Genomic DNA, 18,270 nt, shown 5'->3' with positions numbered 1-18,270 from the left:
TTGTATTAGATGAGCAATAAGGTAATAACGTAGAGATGACACAGGCTTTTTGGCAGACTAAAACATTAGATGAAATGAGTGATGATGAGTGGGAATCGCTCTGTGACGGGTGTGGGCAGTGTTGTTTACACAAGTTAATGGATGATGATACTGACGAGATATACTTTACCAATGTCGCTTGTAATCAGCTAAATATTAAAACTTGTCAATGCAGTAATTATGAAGATCGTTTCCGTTATGAGCCAGATTGTATCAAGCTTACACGGTATAATTTACCGACATTTGAGTGGTTACCAATGACATGTGCGTATCGCCTGTTAGCAGAAGGCAAAACGTTACAAAGTTGGCATCCACTTATTGCTGGTAATAAAGCAAAAATGCACCAAGGTAATATTTCTGTCAGATATATTGCGGTGCCAGAAACTGAAGTTGAAGATTGGGAAGATCATATTCTTAATCGTCCGAAGGGACGTGGTTAATTTCTTATTTTCATTAAAAAGCGCCTTTATAGGCGCTTTTTGTTTAAAGGATCTAAGTAATGACAATAGATATTGCTGGGCTGATTGCTCAATTAGGGAAAAAGTATCAAGATGTTTACGATAAAAATTTAATTCCTTATAAGTCCAAACCTAAAAATGGTAGTTTGGCGATGAGAAAAGAATCTCTTCACTTATACTTTGAGCCGTATGGTGTTGGTTTAAGTGAAATCACACTGACGCTATTTGATAAAAAAACAGATCAATTTCATTTTCCCCATGCACTTCCTTTCGGATTACAGCCATTAATGACACAAGAGTGGTTACATACCCATTATGGAAAACCGATCCGCTTTGCTAAAAAGAAAATTGTGATGTCACTTCATTTAGGTGAAGCAGAAGTCTTTGAATTACCCAATAATAATCAGGTTATTTTTATCGCCAGATATCCTTACGTTGGTGAGAATGTGGTGATTTCGCTTACCTTTGAATTACGTGCAAGTCTAGAGAAACGATGGGATGTCAACTATACCGGTTGATATTATATTAATAATATAAAATTCTTGATTTGATACTAATAAGAGAAAAAACCATTCGTAAAACGATCTTTTAAAGAAAATCTATTGACGAGATGGGAAATATAGTCCGTGATTATTCTTATGGTGGGAAATTTGAATTTCACCAATTAAATGCCTCGCTTATGTGGGGCTTTTTGTATTCTAGCGTCGTGAACATTCCCGCCATGTTTCGTAGTAAAACTCTGAGTCATATTCAGTCATTGAAAAGCGCTTTAATATTAAAAAAGGTCACTCAGTGGGGTGACCTTTTCAATATAGTTAAAAAGCGACAGTTAATGGTTTTCAAAATTAATCAGCTGGTGGCGCTGATTAAAAAACTTTTTATAGGTTAAATAGCAAGCAATAATGGTTGAAATACTGGCTGTTGCCATCAACATAAATGTCACCATAATTTGATATTTAACGGCTTGTAATGGATCAACACCGGCAAAAATAAGTCCTGACATCATGCCCGGTAAACTCACAATACCCACAGTTTTTGCTGCATCAACGGTTGGAATTAATGAAGATTTAATGCTATCTCGAATAATACTCATTGAGGCTAATTTAGGTGTCGCACCAAGGCTTAACATCTCTTGTAATTGTTGTTGTTGATTTTGAAAACGTTGACCTAAATTATTATAACAAAGCCCTGTTGCTATCATTGCATTACCGGCAATCATCCCCGTAATAGGAATAATTTGAATGGGTGTAAAAGCAATTGAACTGGTGAGCAATAAAATCGTTAAAGTTAATAATGCCCCAGTTGTAATAGCAGTAAAAGAGATCAGAAAAATATCTTTAACGTATTTGCTTCGCTTTTTGGCATTATGCGCTGCGTTATAGCAGATAAATAACACCATTAAGAAGGTGAGAATAAAATGGTCAACATGGAAAATATAGGTCAAGACATAGCCAACAATTAAGAGTTGAACAATGGCTCTTGCTGTACTCCAAATAATATCTTTTTCTAAAGCCAGTTTTTCTTTGCGACTAATAAAAATCGCCACGAGAACTAATAAAAGCGAAAAAATCAGAGATTCATTGCTTATCGTATGTTCGTTCATAATATTATGTTCGCTCATAACAAAAGGGTGACTGATACTGATAAAGAAATAAAAAATCAGGCATCATTGTGAGAAGGTAATAAGATCACATCATCAGCATGTTTTATTTCATTTTGATCGTGAGTGACCCATAACACGGCAAGATTTTGATCTTTAACGTAGTGGTGAATAACATCATTCACTTTTGTTTTATTATCTTCATCTAATGCACTTGTTATCTCATCAAGTAATAAGATTTTTGGCATAAATTGTAGATTTCTTATCAGTGAAATACGCTGCTTTTCACCGCCCGAAAGTTCATTAATTCCTTTTTTCATAATGGATACAGGTAAACAAAAATAATCCAAATCCTGTGCCAGTTTCTTATCATCCACTGCGAGTTTTCGTAAGAAATAAGGAAATTTAAGGTTATCGTAAACAGTTTCACCAAATAACATCGGTGTTTGAGTGCAATAAGAAACCTGTTGGCGATATTCTTCGGGGGACAACGTTAAATAGTCTTTATTTTCAAAGAAAATTGAACCTCTGGTGGGTGATAGTAGAGAAGCGACAATCTTGAGTAAGGTGCTTTTACCACAACCTGAAGGGCCTGTGATAAGTTTAAATTCAGAAGGTTGAAGTTCAAAATTGATGTCATCGAGGATAGTTTTGTTTTCGACTCGATAACTTATTTTATCAAGACGTAAAAGTGCAGTTGTGCTTTCCATTCTTATCCCAAACTTAAAAGAGAGAATAATTATCATTATACAGAATTAACGATTTAAAGATCCTGCTTTAAATCAGTTAGTAAGCAATTTTATTACTCTCTCAGTATAGGAGAATAGGAATGTAAGCCAACATAAAAAATAAATTTATTTCGTGTATTGCGTATACCATTGTTGTATATCGTTGATTATTTCATTCGTTAAACGCTCGCCTTGTTCATTATAAAACCCATGATCTAACTTATCGTATTTAATAAACTTCACATTAGGCTGGTTAATATCTTGGCTTAGTTGATGAAATGCATCGACATTTACATTAGTGTCATTAAGTGTCTGAATAATTAATATGGGGGTATGTTGATTACTTTTAATGACGTTAAGTAAATCGATAGTAAAAAATTGTTGCCACCATATTTTACTGTGTTCACTTATAAATTGTTCATCATCTATTTGATTAGCTTTTATTGCGTCAGCAAATTGCTGAAAGCCATTTAGAGCATCTTCAACATGTTCTTTCGGTGTGGTATGACGGATATTATAAAGAACATCATCAAGAAAAAAACGGCCCCCGCCATTTAGCGCAATAGCTGCTTTAATATCATTGCGTTTAGTTACCACTAAATGCACCAGAGTGGCACCTTCACTTCCACCAACCAAAATAATATTTGGATACTGTGAGGATAAAGTATCTAACACAGCCTCATAATCTTCGGTTCGTTGCTTGGGATTATCATGAAGTTTATAGCTTTTAGGGCAATCAACACGTTCACCATCATATTGCAAATAGGGCAATTGAGCGGTAATACCGTATTTTTCCACCATTAAAACATCACTATTTGGTAACCACTGACCAAAGGTTTGTTGGATAAACATGTTATTTTTAATGCTATTACAGTCAGAGCCTTGCATTAATACTAATAGAGTTTGATTTTTTTCAGCTCGTTTATCCAAGTAATAACTAATTTCGCTACCATCTTTCCGTGGAAGCTGATGTGTCGATATTTCTGCATAACTTGCAAAAGACGGAAGTAAAAAAGTAGAGAGTAAAAATAGAAGTGAAGTGCGCATGATTGCCTTATTTATTTTTGTAGGGAGGTAATAAGAAATTTTATTTTAATAATAAGTAAACAGCTAATTTAGTAAATTGCTGTACAAAAACAAGTGATGAAAAATTATCTCACAGATAACGGCTATAAAATTAATCTACTCTTAAGAAAAATAGCCTGAAAAGTCAGGCTATTCAAAGATCATCAATGAATGGGAACGAAATAATCAATTTCTAAGGTTTTTGGTAATTCCATTAAATCAACATCAGTTTCTATACTAATATATCTTTCAATATCAGCACCTAAGCGACGACATAAACCTAATGCGGGTAGGGTGTAAAAATAAATTTTCATCGCAAATTGTTTATATTCTTCCAGTGTTCCTTTAAATTGGAATCTGACATAACGTCCTGCTTCAATCATTCTTTTTCTAAAACCACTGGTTTTTGTAAAATGATCTAAGCTATTTAAGCCAATTTCATAATCAATTTGGATTTTATTTTTACGTAATGTGTTTGGTTGGTATGAGATAAGCACAGTACTTTCTGTAAAGTTTTTATCCGTGTACAGTAAAAAATCATTCCAAAATTGGTGACGAATATCTTCGTGTAATTTGCCTATGTCTTCGATAGAGCAAAAATATTGATATTGCATTCCATAAACATAACTTTCAGGTAACTCCATAATTTTAGGAATAGGTAAATCAACAACATCAAAATTAATTGGTGGTTGAAAGTTATTACCACAAAGATTATCAAGTTTACGGTATTCCGTAGGTGTTACACCAAACGTGGCTTTAAAACGACGAGTAAATGATTGCTGAGAATCAAATTGATAACGCAATGCCACAGTCAGAACAGGCAATTTAGTTAAACGTAATTCTGTTGCCGCTTTTGTTAAGCGCCTTCCTCGAATATACGAAGCAAGTGTTAATCCTGTTGCTTGTTTAAATACGCGTTGTAAGTGCCATTTTGTATAACCAGAACGGATCGCAACATCATCAAGTAGCAACGGTTTTTCCAGATTCACCTCAATCCAGAGAAGAAGTTCTTTGATAATTTCTATATTAAAAGTGGATAAGGTATTTGAGGGGGTAAGCCCATTGTACTGAGATGACATGATAATTTCCTGAAAATATTTTGTTCAGTTTACACGAAACTGATACCCATATATTATTACATACTTATGGTATGTTTTAAGGGTTTTATCATGAAAATAAAATCACGGCAACAAGAGAATTCAGAGCAAACGCGCTCTGCATTGCGTGAAGCGGCACAAGAACTATTTATAAATCAGAACTACTGTGATGTTTCCATTGATGAAATATCACGTCGCGCAAGAGTAACAAAAGGGGCTTTTTATCACCACTTTAGTAATAAGAAAGCGCTATTAAAAGAGTGCTACCTTTTTCAGGTTGAGAAAGTCGTCGAAAAACTGGTTCAAATTCCTACCTATGATGATCAGTGGCAAGAGTTAGAGGCTATTTTTAGTTTCTGTGTTGATCATATTTATCAACATAAAGATAAGCTTATTCCCTTACAAGAAATAATTTCCGTTCTAGGTTGGAAGGAATGGGATGAAATTGATTCACAAATTCTTATTCCTCGAATTAAAAAATGTGTAGATACTCTCTATGATAAACAAGAAATTTGTACCTATTCTCCTGATATTGTCGTGAATTTAATTTATGGATTTGTCACACATATCGCGATTAATTTAAAAAATGAAGCGACATTGCCTGAAAATGCCTGTAGGGACTTTAAAACGATATTTTCTGATTTTTTAATGGGAATGAAACAATCTTCAATAAATGCGAAAGACCATAAATAGCACAAAAATAATGATAGATGTGATGTACATGGGATAAAAATAAGTAGAGTAAAGGATCAGAATATTATGACAATAGACGTGCCTAAGAGTCATTTCACTGCAACGGGCATTGTATTCAATGAGCAGGGCAAATTTCTTCTCCATTTACATTCTAAAATAGGTTGTTGGTTACCACCTGGTGGCCATATAGAAGAAAATGAAGAGCCACAAGATGCAGTATTAAGAGAAATAGAAGAAGAAACAGGTTTACTGTGTGAGTGTCTTTGCTATCAACCTGAATTTAGCCTTAACTTAAATAACAATGATGTTATTGAGCTTGTAAAACCTCTCGCTATTTTAAAAGAACCCATCCACGATAAAAAACAAGGATTTCATTATCACATCGATATGATTTATCTTTGCAAACCGTTAAAAAATAGCCAATTAACAAATAAATCTTTCCAATGGCTTTCTTTGGACGAAGTTAAAAAAATAGAAACCCCATTAAATGTGATAAGACTTATTGAACTAACTGAAAAACTATTAATAAAAGAAATCATTTAAATTTCTTAATAAAGTTAAATTAATCATAACAAATAAACAATAAAAGCGGTTTTTAGAAACTGCTTTATTTTTATTGGAAATAAACTACTTTTAAAACTCACTATAAATTAGTCTTAGAGTTAAATAAATTAATGTTAATAGGTGTATATACCTATTAAAACTTAAGATGGAAATAAACAAATAAATTTAGAAAAACTAAAAAATAATTAATAAATTATCTTTTTCTGAGTAAAATCACCTTCATTGCGGGATATTATATAATTAATTTGCATCTGGAAGGATAAAACAAACGTTTATTTTATAAATGAAAAATTGTTTTCACTGTGCTCTAAAGTTTTTCCTCATTATTACCGACATTATAAACAAAGGCAGATCCTGCGAGCCTTTATATTCTAATGAATAAATTTAGCCTTATTTTATTTACACTAGGGAATATGCTCTTTGTCAGAGAAAGAGTGCATTCTGATATCTTACAAATGTACAGATAAAAAATTCTGTATATTTTGATGGAATATGACCATGTTTAAAAATATCAGTATAGAAAAGACCGTTAAGGTCATGCTGGCCATTTTATTTGCGTTGATTATGAGCATTATTTATTTTAGTTATGATGCTTCCACTCGATCCTATAATAATTTCGTTTCATCAAATAGCCTAAGCCAGCAAATGTTACTTATGGGCAAAGCGCGATATCAAATGGCTGTGATCAGGGCAAATATTAATGGGTTAGATGGGCAATTACGTGTTAATGAAAAACCCTCAGCAAAATACTTTCACCAAACTGCAGAATATATTGAAATAACCCGTGAAGAGATCCACCGTTGGTCAGATACGGAAAAACTTACTCTAGAAGGGCGAGAATTAGCCGATGATATGACAAAACGTTTTGACGAACTGCTTGATATCTTTACTGGTGCGCTAGAAAGACTACGTAGGGGCGAGCTAACAACACACTCTGCCAGCCTTAAAATGGATGAGTTAAATGATATTACTATGCAATATTATGCTGTTGCTAATGGTATTGAAAATAGTTATATCGATATTGCAAAAACATCCCAAGAGCGCTTGATGATAGTGTCGATTTCTACTAGTACTATCGTTATTCTCTTATTTATCTTTATATTACGTTGGTTCTCTCATACGTTCATTGGCAACATTAAAATTTTAATCAACATCTTTAGTAAGATGAGCCAAGGTGATTTAAGTATGCGTGTGGATAATCATGGTGCTAATGAATTTGGTCAACTATTCAATGAAATGAATAAGATGAAAAGTTCATTAAGTCATATGATTGCATCTGTCAAAAATGCAGTGAATACCATTAGTGTAAGTGCGAGTGAAATAGCCACAGGAAATACCGATTTATCTTCTCGTACTGAAGAGCAAGCCAGTGCTCTGCAAGAAACAGTTGCGAGTATGGAACAAATTAAAACAACAGTTGAGAAAAATGCGGATAACTCGCGTGAAGCCAGCAAATTAGCGCTAACAGCAACAAGTTCTGCTCAAAATGGCGAAAATGTGATGGATAGTGTGGTAGAAACAATGTCTTCAATTTCTGAAAGTGCGAAAAAAATTGCAGATATTAATGACATTATTAATAGTATTGCCAATCAAACGAATATTTTGTCATTGAATGCTGCCGTTGAAGCGGCAAGAGCGGGTGAGCAAGGTAGAGGATTTACCGTTGTTGCGTCAGAAGTGCGCAGTTTAGCTAGTCGCAGTGCCGAAGCTGCGAAAGAGATCAATGAGTTGATTACGCACTCTGTTAATAAAGTGCATGTTGGTTCGCAACAAGTTGCTCAAGCTGGACGTTCAATGTCAGAGATCGTTACAACCATTAATCAGGTAAATGACTTTATGCAACAGATTGCCCTTGCTTCTAATGAACAAAGCATGGGGATTAACCAAATCGCGTTGGCTGTCAGTGAAATGGATACCGTTACTCAGCAAAATGCCGCATTGGTTGAAGAATCAGCGGCTATCACAGCGAATATGGATGATGAGGCTCATCAATTAGCTAAATTGGTTTCACAATTTAAAGTAGATGAAGAGAAAGAAACCTTTTCTCGTTTTGATTCAACGCAATCAACAGAAGTTATCGATACCCAAGAAAAATAAGTGTCGTATTGATAATAAATCAAGCAATCCCCCTTTGCTAATCTATGGCGAAGGGGGCTTTTTATTACATTTATTCTTAATACTTAGAATTAAGCTTTGATCTGATTAACGCACTCATTACCTGAAGCAATCTCTTGAATATTGTGCAGAGTCGTTTCACTAATACTAATTAATGCTTCTTCTGTTAAGAAAGCTTGGTGTCCTGTGAACAACACGTTATGACAAGAAGAAAGGCGACGGAAAATATCATCTTGAATAACGTCATTTGATTTATCTTCAAAGAAAAGATCGCGTTCATTTTCATAAACGTCCATACCTAATGCACCAATTTTTCCTTGTTTCAATGCATTAATCGCAGCAGCAGAGTCAATCAATGCGCCACGGCTGGTGTTAATAATCATCACACCATCTTTCATCTGTGAAAAAGCCGTTTCATTTAATAGATGATGATTATCTGCGGTTAATGGACAATGTAATGAAATAACATGAGAATTTGCGTAAATTGTCGCCAAATCGACATACTCAGCACCCAAATCAAGTACGGCTTGATTTGGATAAGGATCATAGGCTAGCAATTTCATACCAAAGCCTTTTAATATGCGTAATGTCGCTAACCCTATTTTACCTGTACCAATAATACCGGCAGTACGATTATGCATATTAAAGCCAGTTAAGCCTTCTAATGAGAAGTTAGCATCACGAGTACGTTGATAAGCTCTGTGTATACGACGATTAAGTGACAGCATCATACCAACAGCATGTTCTGCAATAGCCTCTGGCGAGTAAGCAGGAACACGGACAACCGTTATGCCTAATTCAGCGGCGGCTTCTAAATCGACATTATTGAATCCTGCACAGCGTAATGCGAGGATGCGTATATTAAGGCTAGCAAGCTCTTGTAAAACCGCACGGTTAGCATCGTCATTGACGAAAATACAGACAGCATCAGCACCAACGGCATTTTTTGCGGTTTGTTCTGTCAAATTAAAATCGAAATATTCAATATCATAATGATATCCATTATGTTGATTGACCCATTCCATGTGCTTACGATCATAATGTTTAGTACTATAGGAAACGATTTTCATCCAGTCTTCTCTACTCTCGATTAAATTTTTATTCAGAGGCTGGAAAAACAAGAATTATCCAGCCCCAACATGAAAGAAATTAATACTATCATTATAAACAATTTAACGAGGTAAGTGGATGATTCAGGTTTGTTTAAAAGGAACATGATGTGTTGTTAAGAAAAACAATCAAATGGACAGGGACGATTCTACTAGGCACTGGTCTAATAGGCACTGCTTTATGGGTGTCTATTCCTCGTTGGTTGCCTGTCGTTGCTCATTATTACTTACCTGAAGGTGTAACACTTTCTTTATCACAGCCTAAATTACAGCGTCTGGGTGTTTCAATTGAGAACATCGAATTAAAAATAGAGAGCTGCCTTTTAGCTAATCTTGATAATTTTGTTTTCTCTTATCAAAAAGAGCAGATTGATAAACTTCAATTTAATAGCCAGCAACTTGCCGTTGATGAACAATGTTTTTCAATGATGTCTGCAAGTAAGCAAGAAGAAACGGCAACTGTTCCTCTTGAGATAAATTCACTACTAACCTCAATACCTCATTTATCTGTCAATATTGACAATGTGCTCTTAAAAGAAAATGTTCGCTATCAAGGTGCATTACAACTAAAAACAAAAAACAATGGGCGATTAATTACTTACCAAGGAAAAAATGCTCAACTTGGTCTTTTTATTAGAGATAACCAGTGGCTTGACATTAAACAGCTTAAGGTGAATTTACCTGATGATAACAATATTGAACTTGCGGCTGAAATAGCGCTTCCTCTTGATGTCGCTTCATTACCAGAAAAAGGAAGCATTGATGCGACGCTATTAACGTCTCATTACGTTTATCCATTGGTTTTTATTCTTGAATGGGTAGGACAATCAGGCACTATTTCAATTGCTGAACAAGGTGGTGGTCATGCATTGGCTTTACTACCTTGGAAAGTGACACCCGAAAATATAGTGATTGAGCAAGGTCGTTGGGAATGGTTTGGATTAGATCAACCTTTGCGAGGTGGTGTAAATATAAACATTGCCCAATGGCAAAAAGGATTAACGGATTTAAGATTAACTGCACGATTAAATGTGATGACAGAAGGCAAAGCGGGAAAAGGAAATTTAGTGATATCGATCCCTGAAACCGCAGTAAATTGGTTAGATGCTCAAATTCCTATTCAAATCACAGGTGTTGTTAATAAAGAATTAATGCAAGCTAGTGCACAATTACCTGTTAAAGTCACGGGCATGTTGACAGATCCTACTGTTGAATTTCAATCTGGCTCTTTGTTTCGTTTTAAAGGACCAGTCACGGAAACGCTTACCATCACCGATGCGCGTTTACCTTTAGCCGGGACGACACTTTCAACAAAAGGTTTTAATGGACGTTTAAATGCGATAGTCGTTGCCCAAGATAGTATTTGGGGAGATTACCGCATTCATTTTCAAGGTAAAGCCATTGATTTTTTACCAGATAATGGGACTTGGCAATGGCGCTATTGGGGCGAGGGGAATTTACTACCATTAAAAGCACGTTGGGATATTGCAGGAACAGGTTATTGGGCTGATAAATTAGTGAGTTTTGAAAAACTCAATACAGGTTTTGATGTTTTAAAATATCAACACACTACGATGACTGCACCAAGATTATCGTTGCTAAGCCCATTTCGTTGGATCAGAGATGATAAAAATCCGACATTTAACGGAAAGCTAAAATTAACAAGTCAACGTATTGATTTTCCTGCAGGTGGTTTTTTAGATAAAACAGATTTTATTGCCACAGTCAGCGGTGATTCTCCTTTTAACTTTCATGTAAAAGGAGAATTAAGTGCTAAACCGAATATAGGACCTATTGCAATAAATACGCGTTGGGATGGCGCAAGATTAAGAGGCCAAATGCGTTGGCCTTCACAACCTATTAATGTTTTTCAATCGCTATTACCAGAAGATTTAGGGATCACTCTTGATAAAGGCGAACTCTACACACAAGCAGATTTTTCTATTGCACCAGAACAAGGACTTATTGCTGGTGGACATCTTGTTGTTAAACAAGGTGGAATGTGGCTTAAAGATGGCATTTTAGATGGTTTAGATTTTATCTTACCTTGGCGTTTAAACGGAGATGAGTGGCAACTCGGGGTTAAACAGCCGGTTCAGCTACGAATAAAGCGCGTTAATAATCTTTTTGATATGACGGATATTACGGCAGATCTACAAGGTTTTTACCCTGCAACAGAAAATAAGCCGTTAGTTTTATCAAATGTGAATGTAGCCATGCTTGATGGGACTATTTCGTTGGCAAAACTCACTATTCCACAACATGATGCAGCAATTATTTCTATTGATAATATTCAATTAAGTCATTTATTTACTTTATTAAAAGTGACGCAATTTGCTGCATCAGGTAAAGTTAGTGGTGAGTTTCCGTTCTTTATTAATAATAATCAATGGATTATTAAAGATGGTTGGTTGGCTAATTCATCTTACTTAACGTTAAGACTTGATAAAGATTTTGTTGATTCGATTGATGATAATAATATGTCAGCGGGTGTTGCTATGGCATGGTTACGTTACTTAGAAATCAGTCGTTCTTGGACTCGTGTTAATTTAAGTAATTTGGGTGAGTTAGTGCTAGAGGCTGAAATTCATGGAACGAATCCGTTAGAGGATAAACGCCGTCAGGTTAATCTCAACTATCGACATGAAGAAAATGTCTTCCAATTATGGCGAAGTTTACGATTTGGTTCACAATTGGAAGAGTGGTTAGAAAAAAGCTTATCAGATTTAGGGAGTGAGTCAGAGTGAAACCATTATTCTTAAAAAAACTATTTTTATTAATGTTCTTAATGATGGGAATATCAACTTTAACTGGATGTATTCGACTAGAAGTCGCCACACCCGATAAACCGATTAATATTAATATGAATGTTAAAATTGAACATGAGATTAATGTAAAAATAGACAGACAAGTTGAAGATCTCTTAAAAAATAACAGCGCCATTTTTTAAAGGGTAAATGATGAATTATAAAAAATATCTCTTAAGTTTTGCGTTAATGTTGACTTTAGCCAGCACCAATGCCGCGGCATTAACACTTGATGAAGCAAGAGCGCAGGGATTAGTAGGGGAAACATTTAGCGGTTATATTGAGCTTGTACAGACAAATAACAAACAAGCTCAGCAACTTGTTGATGAAATAAATCAAGCTAGAAAAGCAAAATATGCGGAAATCGCAAAAACTAACCAAGTAACACCTGATTCTGTTGCTCGACTTGCGGGTGAAAAATTAGTTGCAAGAGCTAATGAAGGTGAGTTTGTTAAAGGCATCAATGGAAAATGGGTAAAAAAGTAGTTCATTCTTAAATGTATATCTAACTTCATTTTTTTTATTGTAAAAGCACGATGTATGATAATTTTCCATCGTGCTTTTTTATTATTCATCATTACCATTGAAATTAACAATATCGTCATTGATTATGACAATAAAATGAAGGTTTGAACGTATATAACCAGAAGCGGGTGGCATATTATCTTTTTTAACGTAATTAACTAAAAAAAAGAACTCAGCCTCTCCATCAATCAGTTCTTCAGCGAATTCATTCTCTTTATTGAGATTTATGGGTCTTTCTTCCTCATTGTACAATAATTGAAATGCAATATTACTGCTTGCATTAGGGGCACTAATCATATTTTTCAAATAACCGGTTGTATTATCAATACTCGTATTTTCAATTTTTAAACGAATATCCCCATTGCTTTTAGAACAATCCTTTATAGTAATAAGAATAATGTGAGGATCAATGTTTGCTAACTCCCCTTTATCATCTGATAAGAAATCATTTTCGTTAATAGAAAGTCTATCACTTGTATTTTCGTGAATGTAATTCACATCACAAGTTAATGGTATATCATGATCACCACGTCTTATCGGTGATGAAAATGAGAATGATGAATAAAGTAATGTTATAATTAGGTAGGCAATAAATTTTTTATTTTTCATGTTTAATAACTTTCTTTTTAATTAAAGACAATTGATTTCTTTTTTTATTAAATCTTTTTTCTTATCATCAGAATCCAATTTATAATGAAACTGGCATTGCTTATCGTCTCCCCAGTTTATTTTTACTAATCCATGTTCATTAATACCAGAAAGGAAGATAAGATTATTATCTGTCACTAAACCATGTAAGATAATATTATCTCCCTGATCAAGAACGGTTACTTTTGAAGCAAATGGAAGTGGGGTTATAGATTTGAAAATAACACGATAACCAGTTTTTATCGGAAAATAGATTTTTGATATCGCGCCTAATGTTGGAATAATACTTTTACTATAATATTTCGCCTCAGCGAGTTGAGGTATCGTTGTTGCATTTAATTTTACTTTATTTACTCTATAGGGAGTAATGTTATTTAAAATTAGATTACCAAAAACATCTGTTTCCGCTTTTGATGAGAATGATGTTTTTATACCTGCGACACCTTGAGTATTAATTAATGCAAACGTTCTGCCTAAACGAGGTGTTAGAGTAATACCATCAGAATGCAAAACAATTGCTCCATTAACAGAAAAATTCAAGTTGTAGTTATTCTCTGATTTATTTCCATAAAAAGTATAAGATTGATAATTATTCTGATAGCGTACATTAGCAGAAAATGGGTTGGATATCCTTTTATGATGATGTGTATGTTGATAGTTTATTGAATACCCTAAATTATTATTCAATAATGTACCACCCATATTTGTACTGTTTGCAAAATGTTTATTATTAAGTTGATAACTTGTCTGATTATTAATCCAATGATGATGGTTATCATTTCCTATTGGTATATGAAAGTTAAGTGAAAAAAAATGGTCTGATAAGTATTTTTCTTTTTTTAAACTATACTGAAAGTTATAATTTATTCTATTTATTGAGGATGAAATAGAGGTTCCCAACTCGAAATTTTTGGATAAGTTATAATGAATTTTATCACGATAATAAAAAGAGATATAACCTAGTGCATTAATATTTTGAGATAAAGAGAATGAACGATTCTTTTGAACTTTATCTTCTGATGGATGATTATCTAAATACCGATAAAAAGATATCTCAGATGTAAAATAAGTTTGTGTTGTTGGGACGTTTTTTTGATAACGAAATTGATATTTAAATCTATTGTTAATGTCTTTTTCGTAACTTAGATTTGTTGCTAAACCACCTAATATTCCTAAATCTAAAGATAATCCAGATAAATAACTTTGCTTATTATCCCATTTTTTTATTGCACTATAAGAAGTGATTTTTTGGCTAAGGCCATATGAAAATTCGCCTAAAAGGAAAAGAGGTCTTTTATTATCAGGATGATCAGGCAATGTACCTGATATAATATTATATTGATAGCTTCCTTTATTTAATTGATTTGGTAATGATGTAAAGTAGTGTGTCGAAATTTTTACTCTTCCATCTGTTTCTTTGATCTCCAAAATGAGTTTTTCACTTCCTATTGAAGGTAATGAATTTAACAAAAAAGGGCCGGGAGGAACGGTTGTTTCATAGATGATCTTATCACCTTGTTTTATGATAACGTCAGCTTGAGTGTCTGCAATGCCTTCAATAACGGGTCTATTAGCGTAAAGTGTATTATTTGCAATTAAATTATTGGATATTAATTGAAAGCCAACTATTTTATCATTTGATAATATTCGTGTTGTAGGTGAAAACTTACCGCCATAAAAAAGCGAAGAAAAAGAATTAATTTGTCGATATGCATAAATTGATGAAAGCTGAGATTGATGGCTATCTTTCCTCCAATTAAATCCACTTTGGCTACGTACACGCCAAGCTCCCATATTCATACCTGAGTGTAAATTAAGTTTTTGCTCAGGCGATTTTTTCTGATGGTATTTAATCCAATAAGAATATTGACTGAATAATGCGGTAACACCATCATCCCAGTCATCTTCATTGATAGTATAGCTCTCTTTATTTATTAATGCTTTTTGTGGAATGATTAGGTTTAATTTTTGATTGGAAAACTGATATTTAAAATCAATTGAATAATCGCTTAAAGGTATAGGTTCTACATTTTCTTTACTTATTGCATAAAAATCAATGTCAATACCAAGAGATTTAAAATCATCGATAGAAAAACAAGGAATTAAATTATGATCTATCCTTTTAAAATAAAGGAGTTTTGTCATTTTCTTTTTATTATTAATATGAATAAAAGAGTGATAAAATCCTTCAGGTTTATTATTTTCAAGAAGTAATTTAATTGTTTCCTCACTAACATTAGAAAATGAATGAGAATAAAGAGAGAGTGAGTTATTCTGAGCAATAACATCTTTGCTGAAAATAATCATTAAAACAAAGAAAGTGTTCTCTATTTTTTTAGATTTAATCTTCATTAATTATGGCCTTATCTTTTGCATTTATTTCTACGCCATATTGATCAATTGCTGTCCATTTAATCAATCCAGTTTCTTTAATTATATTTTTTGTATTATATTTTTTAAATGGGGGGATTGTTTTACTATTGTTGTTAAATAATACCCCATTAAAACTAATTTTCATTAGAGTAATAAAATAAGGAGTGGGATTGTTTATAATCAATTCATGTTTTTTATTCTTTAAAAATTCGATTTTTTTATAAGCATCTACTGCATTTTTTTCTATTGATATGGGTCTGTATATTAAGTTATAGACAGAATTCATTGAGATATGTAATAAATTCTTATCTTCATCTGAATCAGATAATAGCGGTATTCTTTTTATATTTACTCGATACAGTGTTTCTCTGTCTTTTTTTTCTATTTCATCTATTTTAAATATTTTTAAAGAATAATGTTCATTATTTTCTATTTTAAAGAGTGGAGGTGTGATCATAAAAGGTAGTTCAGTACGATTGTTTTCATCATAATGTGAAATCCAGCTTTGTATGAAATAATCATTATCTGTGTTATTTTTTATTTCAATAATTTCTTGATTTTTACTTTCAATAAAAATAAATTTATCCTTATTTATTTTTATTGATGTGTACCCATAAATAGGAAGGATGGTCAATATAGATAATACAGTGAGTTTTATTTTTTTAATCATGTTCTATTAATATATAGTGAATTTATATTATTGGTTATAAATGTAGAATATTAAGACAAAGCTGGAAAACCAGCTCTGTCTATTTTAAAAGAATTAGCCATTCTTATCATCAGCAACATCAGCAACATCAGCAACATCAGCAACATCAGCAACATCAGAGTAAATAACATCAAAATTTAAGCTGGCTTTTATTTGGCCTGCTGTTGCTTCTTCCTGATCTGGTTTTTTATAATTGGCAAAAAATGTATAGCTTGCCGAATCATTATGTTGGTTAATATTTGTTTTAAACGCAGCAGGGTTTTCTTGTGATAAATCTAATATAGCTTTATCTGTATTTAAAATAGCAATAGATACATTGCTAGGATTATTCTCAACTACTTTATTTTCTAATGTGCTTTTTCCTTGATTTTGGATCCTTAATTTTATATTTTCAAGTTCATTAGTACAATTTTCAAAATGAATATTAATTTGTCCTTCTTCTATGTTTGCTAAATTGGTATTGGTAAAATCATTTATTTGAATATTAGGTAGCTGAATGGGAGCTATAGCTTGTAATTCGCATTTAGGACTTGCTATTACTCGACCATTAATTTCAACCACGCCTACACCATTTTCTATATATTCAACTGCATTTGCTTGAGTTGATAAAAAAGCTGTAGATAAAATCAGTATTGAGAGTAAATTTTTATTCATTGTAAATTCCATTTATTTAATTAATAAAACCATTTAATTTTAGATTGTCGCTTAGAGCAATTTAATATTATTAATTTTGTTTTTATAAATCAAATAAAACTTATTTTAATATATTTATTTTCATGGCGAATAAAAGAATAAAAAATAAGAAATACGTCATTTAATATTTTATATCGAATTATTATTTCACGATGTTAGATGATGTTAGAGTAATCCTCTGATAAGGTTTTTTAGTTATAAATGTTAAAGGTTATTTTTTATAAAAGAAAAAGGGGGGGAATATGCTTGATGAAAGTTTATATTAGCTATAAAAAAAGCACCTAATTTAGGTGCGATTATAAAGAGAATATAAATAATTATTTTATGGTGATATTTTTTGTACTAATTACAGTATCCATTTCTTTTTGTGCTTGTTGGTGAGATTGCTGTGCGTATTCTTCCCCAAATGCAGTACCCTCAGCCATAATAAACTGCACGTCATTAATACCAATAAAGGCTAAAAATTGTTTTAGGAAAGGTACAATAAGGTCTGATGGTTGATCTTTATGAACACCACCACGACTGGTTAATACAACCGCTTGTTTGTTTTTAAGTAAACCAACAGCACCAGCCTCTGTATAAGTAAATGTTTCGCCTGCGCGAGCAATAAAATCAATATAATGTTTTAATTGCGCTGAAATTGAAAAGTTATACATTGGTGCTGCAATTACTATCATATCGTGGGCTTTTAATTCACTAATTAATTCATCTGACAATGCTCTGGCTGTTTTTTGTTCATCCGATAGCATTGCAGTCTCTTTGCCAAAAGCAAATAATGTAGCTTGATCTAAAACAGGCACAGGATCTTTGGTGAGATCACGTATTGTAATCAAGTCATCTTTATGATTAGTTTGCCAATTTTCAATAAAATAATCGGTCATTTTATTACTGTGTGAATAGTTATCTAAAATGCTGGATTTCAGTACAAGGATTTTTTTCATTATTTTCTCGTGGTCTATAACATGTTCTATTTATTTAAACTTATTTGTTAACACCAGTTTACTCTATCCTTAAAATATCACATCTCAATCCTTTGAATATGCTATT

18 protein-coding genes are annotated in these 18,270 nt (G+C 32.9%); 8 read left to right on the top strand and 10 right to left on the bottom strand.

The window, feature by feature from the left end; genetic code table 11:
- Positions 1–35 precede the first annotated feature (35 nt).
- Together B6258_RS12045 and B6258_RS12040 are read left to right on the top strand one after the other, a co-directional pair.
- Entirely contained in the window at positions 36–479 is a 444-nt protein-coding gene (locus B6258_RS12045) for a YcgN family cysteine cluster protein (protein ID WP_088495473.1), read from the top strand.
- Between the two features lie 59 nt (positions 480–538).
- A complete protein-coding gene (locus tag B6258_RS12040; RefSeq protein WP_099075458.1) occupies positions 539–1,015 on the top strand; it encodes a DUF6392 family protein in 477 nt (158 codons plus the stop codon).
- A gap of 311 nt (positions 1,016–1,326) precedes the next feature.
- Here B6258_RS12040 and fetB read toward each other — a convergent pair whose 3' ends face one another.
- The 4 genes from fetB to B6258_RS18465 all read right to left on the bottom strand — a co-directional run bounded on the left by fetB (position 1,327) and on the right by B6258_RS18465 (position 4,969).
- A complete protein-coding gene (fetB, locus tag B6258_RS12035) occupies positions 1,327–2,100 on the bottom strand; it encodes an iron efflux ABC transporter permease subunit FetB (protein ID WP_099075457.1) in 774 nt (257 codons plus the stop codon).
- 56 nt (positions 2,101–2,156) lie between these two features.
- On the bottom strand, positions 2,157–2,807 hold the full coding sequence (gene fetA, locus B6258_RS12030; RefSeq protein WP_099075456.1) for an iron efflux ABC transporter ATP-binding subunit FetA: 651 nt from the start codon (positions 2,805–2,807) through the stop codon (positions 2,157–2,159).
- Between the two features lie 144 nt (positions 2,808–2,951).
- Positions 2,952–3,872: an acyl-CoA thioester hydrolase/BAAT C-terminal domain-containing protein gene (locus B6258_RS12025; protein ID WP_099075455.1), complete on the bottom strand. Its 921-nt coding sequence runs from the start codon at positions 3,870–3,872 to the stop codon at positions 2,952–2,954.
- Between the two features lie 182 nt (positions 3,873–4,054).
- Complete coding sequence (locus B6258_RS18465) at positions 4,055–4,969, bottom strand: helix-turn-helix domain-containing protein (RefSeq protein WP_099075454.1); 915 nt, start codon at positions 4,967–4,969, stop codon at positions 4,055–4,057.
- Between the two features lie 90 nt (positions 4,970–5,059).
- Between B6258_RS18465 and B6258_RS12015 the strand changes: the two genes are divergently transcribed.
- The 3 genes from B6258_RS12015 (at position 5,060) to B6258_RS17915 (ending at position 8,341) form a co-directional block, all read left to right on the top strand.
- The gene (locus tag B6258_RS12015; RefSeq protein WP_099075453.1) at positions 5,060–5,680 is read left to right on the top strand and encodes a TetR family transcriptional regulator; all 621 of its coding nucleotides are present in this window, start codon (positions 5,060–5,062) and stop codon (positions 5,678–5,680) included.
- A 66-nt stretch (positions 5,681–5,746) separates the two neighbouring features.
- Positions 5,747–6,223 carry an NUDIX hydrolase gene (locus B6258_RS12010; protein WP_099075452.1) on the top strand — a complete coding sequence of 159 codons (477 nt, stop codon included), beginning with the start codon at positions 5,747–5,749 and terminating at the stop codon, positions 6,221–6,223.
- A 519-nt stretch (positions 6,224–6,742) separates the two neighbouring features.
- Positions 6,743–8,341 (top strand): methyl-accepting chemotaxis protein, encoded by a 1,599-nt coding sequence (locus B6258_RS17915; protein ID WP_129586858.1) that lies wholly within the window; start codon positions 6,743–6,745, stop codon positions 8,339–8,341.
- Positions 8,342–8,430: 89 nt separating this feature from the next.
- Here B6258_RS17915 and B6258_RS12000 read toward each other — a convergent pair whose 3' ends face one another.
- A complete protein-coding gene (locus tag B6258_RS12000) occupies positions 8,431–9,429 on the bottom strand; it encodes a 2-hydroxyacid dehydrogenase (RefSeq protein WP_099075451.1) in 999 nt (332 codons plus the stop codon).
- 149 nt (positions 9,430–9,578) lie between these two features.
- On the opposite strand from B6258_RS12000, the gene B6258_RS11995 reads away from it, so the two are divergent.
- From B6258_RS11995 to B6258_RS11985, 3 genes are read left to right on the top strand one after another with little or no spacing between them, the layout of a single operon-like run.
- Complete coding sequence (locus B6258_RS11995) at positions 9,579–12,215, top strand: YdbH family protein (RefSeq protein ID WP_099075450.1); 2,637 nt, start codon at positions 9,579–9,581, stop codon at positions 12,213–12,215.
- A complete protein-coding gene (locus tag B6258_RS11990) occupies positions 12,212–12,418 on the top strand; it encodes a YnbE family lipoprotein (protein WP_099075449.1) in 207 nt (68 codons plus the stop codon). Before B6258_RS11995 ends, B6258_RS11990 begins: the two co-directional genes overlap by 4 nt.
- Before the next feature lie 10 nt (positions 12,419–12,428).
- Positions 12,429–12,761, top strand: a complete 333-nt coding sequence (locus tag B6258_RS11985; protein WP_099075448.1) for a YdbL family probable chaperone protein — start codon at positions 12,429–12,431, stop codon at positions 12,759–12,761.
- Between the two features lie 81 nt (positions 12,762–12,842).
- On the opposite strand, the gene B6258_RS11980 is transcribed toward B6258_RS11985, so the two are convergent.
- The 5 genes from B6258_RS11980 to B6258_RS11960 all read right to left on the bottom strand — a co-directional run bounded on the left by B6258_RS11980 (position 12,843) and on the right by B6258_RS11960 (position 18,164).
- Positions 12,843–13,409: a type 1 fimbrial protein gene (locus tag B6258_RS11980; protein ID WP_099075447.1), complete on the bottom strand. Its 567-nt coding sequence runs from the start codon at positions 13,407–13,409 to the stop codon at positions 12,843–12,845.
- Between the two features lie 21 nt (positions 13,410–13,430).
- Entirely contained in the window at positions 13,431–15,800 is a 2,370-nt protein-coding gene (locus tag B6258_RS11975; protein WP_099075446.1) for a fimbria/pilus outer membrane usher protein, read from the bottom strand.
- Complete coding sequence (locus B6258_RS11970) at positions 15,790–16,491, bottom strand: fimbrial biogenesis chaperone (RefSeq protein ID WP_099075445.1); 702 nt, start codon at positions 16,489–16,491, stop codon at positions 15,790–15,792. Before B6258_RS11970 ends, B6258_RS11975 begins: the two co-directional genes overlap by 11 nt.
- Positions 16,492–16,584: 93 nt before the next feature.
- The gene (locus B6258_RS11965) at positions 16,585–17,184 is read right to left on the bottom strand and encodes a fimbrial protein (protein WP_164996165.1); all 600 of its coding nucleotides are present in this window, start codon (positions 17,182–17,184) and stop codon (positions 16,585–16,587) included.
- Positions 17,185–17,540: 356 nt separating this feature from the next.
- Positions 17,541–18,164 (bottom strand): FMN-dependent NADH-azoreductase, encoded by a 624-nt coding sequence (locus B6258_RS11960; protein WP_099075443.1) that lies wholly within the window; start codon positions 18,162–18,164, stop codon positions 17,541–17,543.
- Positions 18,165–18,270 lie beyond the last annotated feature (106 nt).

Origin of the sequence: Proteus alimentorum (genome assembly GCF_002607735.1) — a bacterium.
GTDB classification, from domain to species: domain Bacteria; phylum Pseudomonadota; class Gammaproteobacteria; order Enterobacterales; family Enterobacteriaceae; genus Proteus; species Proteus alimentorum.
The sequence above is the reverse complement of the archived record's forward strand: the minus strand, read 5'-3'. Positions and strand labels throughout refer to the sequence as shown.